Source organism: Brachyspira alvinipulli ATCC 51933, assembly GCF_000518245.1.
GTDB classification, from domain to species: Bacteria; Spirochaetota; Brachyspiria; order Brachyspirales; family Brachyspiraceae; genus Brachyspira; species Brachyspira alvinipulli.
In genome coordinates, this window is the sequence record NZ_KI912403.1 from 147,744 (window position 1) to 161,714 (window position 13,971).

The 13,971-nt window shown below is 28.1% G+C and carries 13 protein-coding genes; 6 read left to right on the forward strand and 7 right to left on the reverse strand.

Annotated elements, in window-relative coordinates:
- Positions 1 to 9: 9 nt before the first annotated feature.
- On the reverse strand, positions 10 to 501 hold the full coding sequence (gene rplI / locus T324_RS0108105; protein ID WP_028329783.1) for a 50S ribosomal protein L9: 492 nt from the start codon (positions 499 to 501) through the stop codon (positions 10 to 12).
- 200 nt (positions 502 to 701) lie between these two features.
- On the opposite strand from rplI, the gene T324_RS0108110 reads away from it, so the two are divergent.
- Complete coding sequence (locus tag T324_RS0108110) at positions 702 to 1,217, forward strand: flavodoxin family protein (RefSeq protein WP_028329784.1); 516 nt, start codon at positions 702 to 704, stop codon at positions 1,215 to 1,217.
- A 75-nt stretch (positions 1,218 to 1,292) separates the two neighbouring features.
- Here the strand turns inward: T324_RS0108110 and T324_RS0108115 are convergent, their stop codons facing one another.
- The gene (locus T324_RS0108115) at positions 1,293 to 2,105 is read right to left on the reverse strand and encodes a TatD family hydrolase (protein ID WP_028329785.1); all 813 of its coding nucleotides are present in this window, start codon (positions 2,103 to 2,105) and stop codon (positions 1,293 to 1,295) included.
- A 156-nt stretch (positions 2,106 to 2,261) separates the two neighbouring features.
- Complete coding sequence (locus T324_RS0108120; RefSeq protein WP_028329786.1) at positions 2,262 to 2,600, reverse strand: HIT domain-containing protein; 339 nt, start codon at positions 2,598 to 2,600, stop codon at positions 2,262 to 2,264.
- A 199-nt stretch (positions 2,601 to 2,799) separates the two neighbouring features.
- Here T324_RS0108120 and T324_RS0108125 point away from each other — a divergent pair, with 199 nt between their 5' ends.
- Positions 2,800 to 3,606, forward strand: a complete 807-nt coding sequence (locus T324_RS0108125; protein WP_028329787.1) for a ZIP family metal transporter — start codon at positions 2,800 to 2,802, stop codon at positions 3,604 to 3,606.
- Between the two features lie 11 nt (positions 3,607 to 3,617).
- On the opposite strand, the gene lptB is transcribed toward T324_RS0108125, so the two are convergent.
- The 4 genes from lptB to T324_RS0108145 form a co-directional block, all read right to left on the reverse strand.
- Entirely contained in the window at positions 3,618 to 4,457 is an 840-nt protein-coding gene (lptB, locus tag T324_RS0108130; RefSeq protein WP_028329788.1) for an LPS export ABC transporter ATP-binding protein, read from the reverse strand.
- A gap of 35 nt (positions 4,458 to 4,492) precedes the next feature.
- Entirely contained in the window at positions 4,493 to 5,023 is a 531-nt protein-coding gene (locus T324_RS0108135) for a ferritin (RefSeq protein WP_028329789.1), read from the reverse strand.
- 227 nt (positions 5,024 to 5,250) lie between these two features.
- Positions 5,251 to 5,766 (reverse strand): ferritin, encoded by a 516-nt coding sequence (locus T324_RS0108140; RefSeq protein ID WP_028329790.1) that lies wholly within the window; start codon positions 5,764 to 5,766, stop codon positions 5,251 to 5,253.
- Positions 5,767 to 5,990: 224 nt separating this feature from the next.
- Positions 5,991 to 7,808, reverse strand: a complete 1,818-nt coding sequence (locus T324_RS0108145; RefSeq protein ID WP_483771100.1) for a methyl-accepting chemotaxis protein — start codon at positions 7,806 to 7,808, stop codon at positions 5,991 to 5,993.
- A gap of 658 nt (positions 7,809 to 8,466) precedes the next feature.
- Here T324_RS0108145 and ilvD point away from each other — a divergent pair.
- The 4 genes from ilvD to T324_RS0108165 all read left to right on the forward strand — a co-directional run bounded on the left by ilvD (position 8,467) and on the right by T324_RS0108165 (position 13,782).
- Positions 8,467 to 10,149: a dihydroxy-acid dehydratase gene (gene ilvD, locus T324_RS0108150; RefSeq protein WP_028329792.1), complete on the forward strand. Its 1,683-nt coding sequence runs from the start codon at positions 8,467 to 8,469 to the stop codon at positions 10,147 to 10,149.
- Positions 10,150 to 10,689: 540 nt separating this feature from the next.
- Positions 10,690 to 11,628: a bile acid:sodium symporter family protein gene (locus T324_RS0108155; protein WP_028329793.1), complete on the forward strand. Its 939-nt coding sequence runs from the start codon at positions 10,690 to 10,692 to the stop codon at positions 11,626 to 11,628.
- A 96-nt stretch (positions 11,629 to 11,724) separates the two neighbouring features.
- Positions 11,725 to 12,813: an iron-containing alcohol dehydrogenase family protein gene (locus tag T324_RS0108160; RefSeq protein WP_028329794.1), complete on the forward strand. Its 1,089-nt coding sequence runs from the start codon at positions 11,725 to 11,727 to the stop codon at positions 12,811 to 12,813.
- A gap of 30 nt (positions 12,814 to 12,843) precedes the next feature.
- Positions 12,844 to 13,782: a bile acid:sodium symporter family protein gene (locus T324_RS0108165; protein ID WP_028329795.1), complete on the forward strand. Its 939-nt coding sequence runs from the start codon at positions 12,844 to 12,846 to the stop codon at positions 13,780 to 13,782.
- The last annotated feature ends 189 nt before the right edge of the window (positions 13,783 to 13,971 follow it).

Below are 13,971 nucleotides of genomic sequence, written 5' to 3' on the forward strand. Positions count from 1 at the left end.
GGACAATTATTAAGCTTGAGCAGCTTCTGCACTTTCTTCTTTTACTTCTTCTTGTGCATCCATATTAACTACTTTAATTTTGATATTAGCATTAACGCTATGATATAATTTTATTTCAACTTCAAATTCGCCAAGTTCTTTAATATGTTTTTCCATATGAACATCGCGTTTGTTTATATCAATTTCTTTTTCTTTTAAAGCATCAACAATAGTTTGCTGACTAACAGAACCGTATAATTTACCATTTTCAGCCACTTTCATAGGTATAATTATACTAATATCAACTATTTTACCTTTAAGTATCTCAGCTTCCATTTTTCTTTTAGCTCTTTTTTTCTCTAAACTTTTTTGCATTTGAGCTAAAGTTCTTAAATTAGCAGCATTTTTTACAACTGCTATATTTCTTGGAATAAGGTAATTTCTTGCATAGCCGTCTTTTACTTTACATATATCACCTTCATAACCTAATGATATAAAATCTTTTTTTAAGATAACTTCCATTTGCCTTCTCCTTGATATAATACTCTATTAAAAATATAAATTAATTGCTAGTTTACAACCTATATATTATAACATATATCTATATAATAGCAAGCATTTAAATTCATAAATAACATATTATACCACCTAATCGTATATTGAAATAATTACAATAAATGATATAATTTTATTAGATATATCTAACAAAGGAGAAATTTAAAATGAAATATTCTATTGTTTATACAAGCAAAAGCGGAAATACTGAAAAATTGGCTTTAGCTATAAAAGAAGCTGCTAATGGAGAATGCTTACAATGCGTTAAAGCTGATGCTGCTGATAATGCTAAAATTAACGATTCTGATATAGTATTCGTTGGTGCTGGAAGTTATAAAGGTACTTGTGATGAAGCTGCTGGAAAGTTTATGCAGACATTAAAAAATAAAAAAGTATTTTTGTTTATGACTGTAGGCTATGGAGATAATCAGGAATATTATGATAAAATGCTCAATCCTGCTAAAACTTTCTTGGATTCTTCAAATAATTTAATTGGCACTTATGCATGCCAAGGACAATGGATAGAGGGACAAAAAAAGAATTTGGAAAATATGCTTGAAAAGGCTGCTACCGAAGATGAAAAAAAAGTTATACAGGGTAAATTAGCTAATCATGGAAACGCTATGGGACACCCTAATGCTGATGATTTAAACAAATTAAAAGAAATTGTGAAAGCATTATAAACTTAATTAGGTATTTATTTAATTAAAAAAACTCTCTGTAAATTAATAATTACAGAGAGTTTTTTATTACAAAAATCAAATTCTATCTAAATCTACGGGAAGTTCCAAAACTCTGACAGCATTCTCTAATGCAGTTCTCATAATATCTTCACTGCTCTCACCCCTAACCTCTGAAAGAACTTCTACAGTAAATGGTATGAATGAAGGCTCATTAGCTCTTCCTCTTACCTTTTGAGGAGTTAAATAAGGGGCATCTGTTTCTATTGTAAACATATCTTTAGGAACATATTTAGCAGCTTCTCTTATAAAATCATTTTTCATGTATGTAGCAGAACCTGAAAAAGATAATATATATCCTAAATCTAAAGCATTCTTAGCGTCCTCAACATTTCCGCTGAAACAGTGAAATATTCCTCTTTTTGGTATATCAGCTTCCTTTAATATTTTAAATGTATCTTTAAAAGCATCTCTGCTATGTATAAGTATAGGCAAATGCGTATTTTTAGCGGATTGGCATAATACCATAAAAAATTCCCTCTGCTCATTTCTATTATCATTGTTATGGTAATAATCAAGTCCTATCTCACCTATAGCATATACAGATTTATTTTTATTTTTTAAAGTTTTTTTATTTAAATTTTTTATTTTCAATTCAAAAGCTTTTATAGTATCTTCATCATTCTCATTAGCATAATCAGGATAATAACCTATACTAAAAAAAACTCCTTCCGCATCTGACAATATAAACATACGCTCATCTAAATCATTAGGATGAACTCCTATATCAACAAAATAAAATATACCAGCTTTATTAGCTCTCTCTAAAACATCATGCAATTCTTTACTCTTCTTAGATATATATGTAAGATGGCAATGGCTATCTATCATTAACTAACTCCAAAATCATTATTTTCTATTTATATTGCTAATAAAATTACTTATTTATAAACTAACCTCATCCTTTCAAATATCAGGCATCAGAAATTTTTATAAACTAGCTTTTAAAATATCAAACCAATTATTTTTATTAAAATAATATAAGTTTTATTCTTCTAAATTATCGTCATGAAGCAAATGAAAATGTACATGGAATACAGTTTGACCTGCTCCGGCTCCGCAATTATTTATAATTCTAAATGAATCCAATCCTTGTTCTTTAGCTACCTCTTTTATAGTTTCTAAAACTTTACCCATTAAAAAATCATCTATTTCTAATATATTTTTTGCATGAGGTTTTGGAACAATAAGCAAATGCACTTTAGCTTTAGGATTCAAATCTGCAAATACAACACAATACTCATTTTCTTTTATAAACTTAGAAGGTATTTCACCTTTTATTATTTTACAGAATATACAATCTTTACCTTCAATATAATTACTCATAACAAAAATCTCCTGCTTAAAAATAAAAATTATTTGAATAAATATAAACTATAATAAGAAATTAATCTATATATATATTGTAATTTATTTTAAAAAAATAATCAAATATTATTAATAATTATTACTAATAAGTATTGAAATTAATTTAATAGAATATATAATTACATAGTAAAAAATAATATGAAAAGGCTAAATATAAATGATAGAAAATTCATCGCCAGTTGCATTGGCATTATTTGGAGGAAGTATAACATTTGCTTTTACAGCATTAGGATCAGGACTTGTGTTTTTCTTTATGAAAGAAATAAAACCTAAAGTATTAGCATTAATGTATGGATTTGCTGCAGGCGTTATGACAGCGGCAAGTTTTTGGTCTTTGCTTGCACCATCAATAGAATTATCAGAAAACACTAATCTTCCTAATTGGCTAATACCAGTAGGAGGTTTTTTACTTGGTGCTTTTTTTATATGGATATTGGATAAAGTTTTGCCGCATATGCATATAGTAAATGGAAATGAAGAAAAAGAGGGAGCAAATGTTCAATTATCAAAAAGCATATTATTATTTTTAGCTATTACATTGCATAATATACCAGAAGGTTTAGCTGTTGGTGTAACATTTGGGGCTTTTTCTGTTGGAAATAGTGGCGTAACATTCAATGCTGCTTTAGCATTAGCACTTGGTATAGGATTACAAAACTTTCCAGAAGGTGCTGCTGTTTCTTTACCTTTAAAAACTTCAGGCATATCAAAATTAAAATCATTCTCACTCGGAGCAATATCTGGAATAGTAGAGCCTATTGCTGCCGTTATAGGTGCTTTGGCAGTTACAAAATTAACATTTATATTACCTATAGCTTTATCATTTTCAGCCGGTGCTATGATGTATGTTGTAATAGAAGAGCTTGTACCAGAAGCTGTTGCAGAAGAACATAACCACTTCGGTGTATTCGGATTTATATTCGGTTTCGCTATAATGATGGTTCTTGATGTAGCATTAGGATAATAAAATTAATTTTACATAGTAAAAGATTCGCCCAAATAAACCTTACGTGCTAATGGGTTATTGACTATTTCATCAGGAGTACCCTTTACCAATATTTGACCATTACCCATAATGTATGCTCTGTCTGTAATTCTCAAAGTTTCACGAACATTATGGTCTGTAATCAATATACCTAAACCTTTTTCCTTTAAAGAAGCTATTATATTTTGTATATCTATAACTGCTATAGGGTCAACTCCTGCAAAAGGTTCATCTAATAATATAAATTTAGGGTTAACAGTTAATGCTCTGGCTATCTCGCATCTTCTTCTCTCTCCTCCGGAAAGAGTATATCCTTTCTGCTTTCTAACATGTGTAATATTAAATTCGGCAAGAAGCATATCTGTTATATCCATTCTGTCCTTTTGAGTTAAATTTTTATTATATTCAAGTATAGAAAGTAAATTATCTTCTACAGAAAGTTTGCGGAATATAGAAGCCTCCTGAGGCAAATAACCTATTCCAAGTGTAGCTCTTTCATGCATATGAAGTTTAGTTATATCTAAATCATTTAGATAAACATTTCCAGCAGTTGCCATAACAAATCCAACCGTAATATAAAAACTAGTTGTTTTTCCAGCACCATTTGGACCTAAAAGCCCTACAACTTCACCTTGCTTTACACTATAAGAAATATCTCCTATAATCTTTCTTTTTCCATAATATTTTGTAAGATTTACAGCACGAATTTCATAAGGATTTGATTTATCGTAATTAAAGAAATTTTCTGCTGTTATTGGTTCTTTAGAGGATACATTATCAGCATTAAACTTTTCCTTTTTTTTGAAAATATCTAAAAATTTACTAATCATATATCCTCTCTGTATTTATATTATTTTATTTTTTATTATAAACTAATACTGCTGCTGCCATGTTTTTCAGTATCTAAATTACCAATAGCCTTATCAAATGTATAAAGATTTCTGCCTTTTAAATCACCTAAAATTTTAATTTTATCAAGTATATCATTAAATAATTCTTCTTCTTCAAGCTGCTCTTGTATAAACCAATCTAAAAATCTTAAAGTAATATAATCTTTTTTATCCATAGCACTTCCAACTAATTCATTTATACAAGACGTAACATATTGTTCATGTTTAAGTATAGTTTCAAATAAATCTTCCACAGATTTAAAATCATTCTGAGGAGCTGGCATATCAGTAATTGTAGCTTGTCCGCCTACTTTATTAATAAAATCTCTAAATTTTTCAAAGTGTTCTATTTCTTCTTTATAGTGTCCATATAAAAATTTACTGCATCCTTTTAAACCTTCTTTATCACACCAACCAGCCATATTGAAATAAAGACTTGCAGAATAAAGTTCTTTATTTAATTGTACATTCAATAATTTAATAGTATCCTCTTTTATTATAGACATAATAAAAACTCCTTTTTTATATTTTATAACCTATTATTATTTTATAATACCATATTAAATTTATCAAATAAAAAAATTAAATATATTAGTTTATTATAACATAGTTTTTTATAAATTATTGAATTATTGATATTTAAAACAGATAAATATTAAGAAAAAGAAAATAATATAATAAAAAAATTAGGGTATATTAAAAAAATAATATACCCTATAATTTTTAAGAAAAATTATGAACCATGTTCCTCAGTATCCAAATTACCTACAAACTTATCAAATGTATAAAGATTTCTGCCTTTCAAATCTCCTAAAATCTTAATCTTTTTTATAATATCATTGAATAATTCTTCTTCTTCCAACTGCTCCTCTACAAACCATTCTAAAAACTTTAATGTAACATAATCTTTATTGTCCATTGATATGCCTACAAGTTTATTAATACAAGAAGTTATATACTCTTCATGCTTAACTATCTTTTCAAATAATTCCTCAACAGAATTAAAATTATGCTCTGGGGCTTTCATCTCTCCCATTATAGCCTGTCCTCCGGCTTTATTTATATATTCTCTGAATTTCTCTAAATGAGTATGTTCCTCTGATGAATGATTATATAAAAACTTACTGCATCCTTTTAAGCCCTGTCTCTCACACCATCCAGCCATATTAAAATAAAGATTAGCTGAATAATGTTCTTCATTTAAATGATCATTTAATAATTTTACTGTTTCTTCTTTTATTATAGACATGATAACTCCTTTTAGATTTAACTAACATTATATTATAACATTCTAACAAATTTAACAATATATATCATAGAATATAAACAAATAAAATAGTATAATATTCATTATTATTAAGATTATAAAATAATTAATGAACATTTATAACAATTTTTATAATAAAAATAATATGCAATAAAAAAGCAGCCATATTAAAAAACAATATGACTGCTGGGATTAAATAAAATTTATTAATTTTTTAACTTAAAATACTCTATAGCATTGATAAGCTCATTAGCCTCATTTAATAATGATTCTGATGCAGATGTAGCCTCAGTAACCAAAGCAGCATTCTTTTGAACAGCTGAATCCATACTATTAATTGCCGCATTAATTTGTTCTATTCCTTTTTCCTGTTCTTGTGCTGCTATATTAATTTTTTCCATTAAACTAGAAGCACTATCCATTTTCTCTGATATTTCAATGAATATATCTTTTGATTCTTTAACACTTTTAGCAGCTAAATGTATTTTCTCATTACTGTCTGTTATTAATGATGTAATATTTTTTACTGATTCCTGAGTATTTTGTGCCAAGTTTCTTACTTCACTAGCTACAACAGCGAAACCTCTTCCTTGTTCACCAGCACGAGCTGCCTCTACAGAAGCATTTAAAGCAAGTATATTAGTTTGAAATGCAATTCCTTCTATAAGCTTAGTAATATCCATAATTTTATTACTAGCCTCATAAACATCATCCATCTTACTAACACTATCTTCTACTATTTCTCCTGCTTTATTTAAATATTCTTTAGCATCAGATACCATAATTGTACTTGTTGATACATTTCCTGCAGATTCTTTAATAGCACTAGCCATTTGATTCATAGATGCTGCTGTTTCTTCTAAACTGGAAGCCTGAGATTCTGTTCTTTGAGATAAATCATTATTTCCAACCAAAACTTCATTTGCTGCTGTAGAAACTTGTTCTGCTGAATTTTTAACTGTATTGATTACCTTATTAAAATTACTCATAGCCTTATCCCAACCTCTGGCTATATCTCCCCATTCATCTCTTCTATTATTGAAATTTGCAGGTATTTCTTTAGTTAAGTCTCCGTCAGCCATAGCTAAAATATCTTTTGCTAAAAGATTTATGATACTGGATACTTTTTTTCCAACTATAGATGGAATTAGTAAAGAAAATACAACAATAATGAAAAACAATATTATTATAGATATATTTCTCATAATATTAGCATCTCTTAATATTACATCTTTTGAAGATGCTATTTCTAATCCCCAATATACACCTTTAGCTATTTCTATAGGAGAAAAGGCATATGTAAGACTTTCTCCTGAAACATCGCTATTAGCATCTATTATTTTAAATTTTCCAGCTTTAATATCTTCCAATACATTAAATTTAGAATAATGAGGATATGCATCATAAACTTTTTGCATAATAGTATTTGTATCAAATGTATCGTATACAATTACTCCATTTTGATCATATAAAGAAGCCGTAGTATCCTCAAAAAGCGAAATACCTTCCAATAAAGAAGTAATAGAATCTATAAAAATATCAACATATATCACACCTATAAATTTATTGTCCGGTTTTATAGGTATACATAATGTGAACAATTTTGTGTCTTTATTAACTGTAGAATTATATACTCCAGATACATATACCTCTCCTGTTCTTTTAGGCTCTGTATAATAATCCACATTGAATGTATCTATAGATAAATATGATTCTCCCTTCTTTGATATATAATAATTAAATCTTCCATTAGCAGCTTTATAATCCAAATCATTAATATAAGCCTCATCATTATCAATGGCATTAGGTTCAAATGCTATTGAAAGTCCATTTATATCATCAGGCAAATTTTCAAAAAATACTGATGTTATCTGCTTATAAGAATCTCTATCTCTTATACCTAATTTATATAAATTTTCTATATTAATTTTAAGTCCCATTACATTATATAAATGCTTTTCTATATTAAATTTTACATTTTGAGCTTCTTTTAAAGATGATTCCTCTAATACCTTATAAGACAAATTCTTGCTTATTTTACCAGTATATATTTGAATAACTAAATTTGAGATAATAGTTACCAATATAATAGGCAATAGTATTGAAATTGTAATTTTAACCCTACCTTTTTAAACATATATAAGCTCCATTAGATATTAATTTTAATAAATGCTGTTTATTAATAAAATTTGCTGCCCTCACTCATCACAATTCTTACAGTATAACATTAATTTAATTTCATATAAAGCTAAAAAATTATATTTTTGTAATATTTTTTAACAAAAAAAAATAATATTTAACCTATAAATATTAGTAACTCAAAATATTATATTTAGTAAAATACAATATCACTATTTTTTTATTTTTTTATTTAAATAATTAATATTCCAAATTTGTAATTAATAATCATATATTTGTTTCATTTATAAAACATATTGTTTAGATTAAATCATTTTTTATTGTGATATACTCCCTATACCTACAATAATATACTAAATTGTATTCGGATAGCTTTTATGTTCCTAAATATATTAAAAATAGTAAAATTATAAATACCATAATATATAACTTAATACTTCTAATAGTAAAAAAATAAAAAAAATGCTTGATTTTTTATCATTCTACTAATAGAATGCATAGGTATATTTTTTAAAAACAATTTTATTAAATGGAGAAATAATTATGAGTTTCAGAGAAAACAGTTCTTTAAGGAGCGACAGAGTATTAAAAGGTGATGAAAGAGCACCAAACAGATCTTTATTCTACTCTATGGGTTATACAGATGAAGAATTAAAAAGACCTCTGATTGGAATTATTTCTGCATATAGTGAAATTGTACCTGGACATATACATCTTGATAAACTTTCTCAGGCTGTTAAAACAGGAGTTTTAATAGGAGGAGGTACTCCAATACTTATACCTGCAATAGGAGTTTGTGACGGAATAGCTATGGGACACTTAGGAATGAAATATTCACTTCCTTCAAGAGAATTAATAGCTGATTCTGTTGAAAGTATGGTTATAGCACATGGTTTAGACGGAGTTGTACTTGTTCCTAACTGCGATAAAATAGTTCCTGGTATGATAATGGGACTTTTAAGAATGAATATACCTGGAATAGTGATAAGCGGAGGAGCTATGCTTCCAGGTGATCATGGCGATGAAAAAGTAAGCTTATCAAATATATTCGAGGCTGTAGGAGCTAAAAAAGCTAATCTTATAAATGATGCCGAACTAGAAGAATATGCACAAAACACTTGTCCTAGCTGCGGTTCTTGTGCCGGTATGTACACTGCTAATAGTATGAACTGTCTTTCTGAGGCATTAGGTATAGCTTTACCAGGAAACGGAACAATACCTGCTGTTTATTCTGCTAGAACTTTACTTGCTAAGAAAGCCGGTATGCAGGTTATGGAATTATTAAAAAAAGATATAAAACCTTTAGATATAATAACTCCTGAATCTTTCAAAAATGCACTTGCTGTAGATATGGCATTAGGATGTTCTACAAATAGCGTACTTCACTTACTTGCTATAGCTAATGAGGCAGGAATAGAATTAGACTTAAAAATCATAAATGAAGTAAGCGATCGTACTCCTAACCTTTGTCATTTGGCACCTGCTGGACATAACTATATAGAAGACTTATACAAAGCCGGCGGAATACCTGCTGTTATGAAAGAGCTTGATAAAGGCGGATTTATAAACACTTCTCTTATGACTGCTACAGGTAAAACAATAGCTGAAAATATAAAAGATGCTGTTAACAAAAACAATAATGTTTTAAGAAATATAGAAAACCCTTACAGTAAAACTGGCGGTATAGCAATACTTTGGGGAAATATAGCTAAAGACGGTTGCGTTGTTAAACGTTCTGCCGTTGCTGATGAAATGCTTATACATAAAGGACCTGCTAGAGTATTTGACTCTGAAGAATCTGCAATAGCTGCTATATACGCTGGTAAAATAAATAAAGGCGATGTTGTTGTTATAAGATATGAAGGACCAAAAGGCGGACCTGGTATGCGTGAGATGTTAAACCCTACTTCTGCACTTGCTGGTATGAAATTAGATAAAGATGTTGCTTTGATAACTGACGGAAGATTCTCAGGTGCTTCAAGAGGAGCATCTATAGGTCACGTTTCTCCAGAAGCTGCAAGCGGCGGAGAAATAGCATTCATAAAAGAAAATGACATCATAAGTATAGATATACCTAATCATAAAATCAATTTAGAGATCTCTGATGAAGAAATGGAAAAAAGAAGAAAAGAGATTCCTATTAAACCTTTAGAAGAAATTAGAGGCTGGCTTGGAAGATATAGAAAACTTGTTCAGTCTGCTAATACTGGTGCTGTATTAAAATAATTATAATTAATAATTAGATGTTATAGGATTTATTTTAATTCTATAACATCATATAAAGCACTATTAATCTAAAAGTCATTATAAAAAATTAATATTACAGACTGCTTGAATACCTATCTTTTAAGCCAGGATAAAAATTGTTTAGTTTATAGCTGATATAAGCTTAGACTAAATTTATTTTAAATAAATTTTTTTAAAGGAGAAAAGTATGATTATTAAAAATTAATTTTATAAAGCAATAAACTTATCTTATAATTAATTATAGATATTGTAAAACTATATTATTAAATATTTATAATGTTTTATTATTTGTGGTGGCTTTGCCCCCACCCCCCCAGTTCTTTTGTTGGCACAAAGAACCAAAAAGACTGCAATTTATTATACATTATATATAACAAAACATATCAAATATTATAGATTTCATAATATCTGTAAAATAACAAACATTATGTTTTTCTAATTAAAAAATAAGTATCTTAATTTTATAAAACAATATCAAAAACGAAAAAATAATTAAACAATAATAAAGGATAATTAAAAATGAAAACATTAAAACAAATAAGTAATTTCTTTGGTAAATATATGTCAGTTATAGTATTAGTAGTAGCAGCAGTATCTTTATTCTTTCCAAAATCTGTAAGCTTTATAAAAACAACTTATGTTAACTATCTTCTTATGACTTCAATGTTCTGTATGGGTATAACATTAAAATTGGAAGATTTCAAAGTATTATTTACAAGACCAAAAGATATAGTTATAGGAGCAATAGCACAATTTACTATAATGCCGTTACTTGCATTCCTACTTTCTTTAGCCTTCAGACTTCCTCCTGAACTTGCTATAGGTGTAATACTTGTAGGCACCTGTCCAGGCGGAATATCATCAAATGTTATAACCTATTTAGCAAAAGGAGATGTGCCTTTGTCTGTGGGTATGACTTCTGTATCAACAATACTTGCACCTTTAGCAACTCCGCTTCTTACCCTACTCTATGCAGGTGAAAAAATAGATGTTAATGCTGTAAGCATGTTTATATCAATACTTCAGGTTGTTATAGCTCCTATAGTATTGGGATTTGTTATAAATAAATTCTTTCATAAATTCGTTGATCACTTCAAAGATGTACTTCCTTTAATATCAGTAGTGGCAGTTGTGGCAATAGTAGCTGCTGTAGTATCTGCAAACTCACAAAGACTTATGCAGGTTGGACATTTAGTAGTTATAGTTATAATAATACATAATACTTTAGGATATATGCTTGGATATTTCTTAGGAAAGGTATGCAAATTCAATAATGCTAAATGCAAAACTATATCCATAGAAGTTGGTATGCAGAATGCAGGATTAGCTTCATCACTTGCTTCAACACATTTTGCTTATATGGCTTTGGCTGCTGTACCCGGTGCTATAGGAAGCGTATGGCATTGTATATCAGGTTCAATAGTTGCTAATATAATGGCGGCAAGAACAAGAGAATAAAATTTATTAGCGGTAAACTATAAGATTATAATTAAGTTTACCACTTAAAAACAAATAACAATAATAAAAAATAATATTAATTAAAGGATAACAAAAATGAGTACAGAAAATTTATTTTTAACTAACTTCAGTATAGGAAGCGATGCTTATAAAGATATATACGATATATGTTCAAACTATGGAAAAAAAGCTGTTATAATATCCGGTAAAAAATCTATGCAGGCATCAATAGAATCAATATTAAACAATGTAAAAGATATAACCATAACAGGAATGTTTCATTACGGCGATAAATCAACTTTTGAAAATGTAGATTTACTAAAAAATAAGCAGGCAGTAATGGAAGCTGATATGATATTTGCAGTAGGAGGAGGAAGAGCATTAGATACATCAAAAGTTTTAGCATATACAATAAATAAGCCTATATTTACTTTTCCAACATTAGCTTCAAATTGTGCTGCTGTAACTAGTATTTCTGTTGTTTATAATAATGACGGAAGTTTCAAAAAAATGTTTGCTGATAAAAGACCTCCTTTGCATACATTTATAAATACTGATATCATATTAAATTCACCTGAGAATTATTTTAGAGCAGGTATAGGTAATGCAGTTTCTAAACAGTATGAGGCATTATTCTCAACAAGAAATGAGAATTTAAATTATCAAAATTTCTTAGCAGTAGAGATAATAAAAAACTGTTCTAATGATATATTAAAACATTATTCAGAAGCTATAAATGATTTTCAAAATAAAAAAGTAACAGAAGTTTTGAATAGAGTAATACTTCATATAATATACACAACAGTCTTAACTTCAGTAATGGCAAAAGATGATTATCATATATCTTTAGCACATGGAATGCATAACGGACTTACAAAAGTAAAAAGAATAGGAGATAAATTGCTTCATGGCGAATTGGTATCTTATGGCATATTATTACTTCTCACTATGGACAAACAATATGAAGAAAGAGAGAATATTTTTAAATTTAATAAATCTATATCTCTTCCTACATGCTTAAAAGATATAGGAATAAATAAAGCAAGTTTAGAAGATGAAGATTTAAATAATGTATTGGAAACAGCTCTTTGCGGAAAAGATTTAAATACTAGTCCGTATAAAGTTGATAAAAATATGATATTGAAAGCTATAATAGATTTAGAAGATTTTAATAATAAACAATGATAAAAAATAATTTATAAAAAGGATGATAAAATGAAAACATTAAAACAAATAAGTAATTTCTTTGGTAAGTATATGGCTGTGATAGTATTAATAGTGGCAGCAGTATCATTATTCTTTCCAAAAACAGTAAGCTTTATCAAAACAAGTTATGTTAACTATCTTCTTATGATAGTAATGTTCGGTATGGGACTAACATTAAAGCTTGAAGATTTTAAAGTGGTATTCACAAGACCAAAAGATATAATAATAGGAGCAATAGCACAATTTACTATAATGCCTTTACTTGCTTTCTTACTCTCTATGGTTTTTAAACTTCCTCCTGAACTTGCTGTAGGAGTTATACTTGTAGGAACTTGTCCTGGAGGCACTTCATCAAATGTTATGACTTATTTAGCTAACGGAGATGTTGCTTTATCTGTAGGCATGACTTCTGTATCAACAATACTTGCACCTTTTGCAACTCCACTACTCACTTTATTATATGCAGGACAAAAGGTTGATGTTAATGCTGTGAGTATGTTTGTATCAATAGTACAGGTTGTTATACTTCCTATAGCTTTAGGTTTTATAATAAATAAATTCTTATATAAGTTTACTAACAGTATAAAAGAAATACTTCCTTTAATATCAGTACTTGCAATTGTGGCAATAGTAGCTGCTGTAGTATCAGCAAACTCACAAAGATTAATGCAGGTTGGTTATTTAGTTATAATAGTAGTTGTACTTCATAATTGTTTAGGATACTTATGCGGTTATTTATTGGGTAAATTATTCAGATTAAATAATGCTAAATGCAAAGCAGTATCAATAGAAGTTGGAATGCAGAACTCTGGACTTGCAACTTCACTTGCTGCAACTCATTTTGCTTCAATGCCTTTAGCAACAGTACCCGGAGCAATATTCAGCGTATGGCATAATATATCAGGTTCAATAGTAGCTAATATAATGGCTTCCAAAATAAAAGATTGATAATATAAAAATAATAATTATGTGTTTGGATATATTGTCTAAATACATAATTATTTTTTTATTTTTGTAAATAATAAAATACAATAATTTCAGTATAATTAATACTAATAAAAATAATTGAAAAATATTATATATAGTATAAAATATCATATCAATTTTTAAATTATTATTGATTTATTGGAGGAAAAG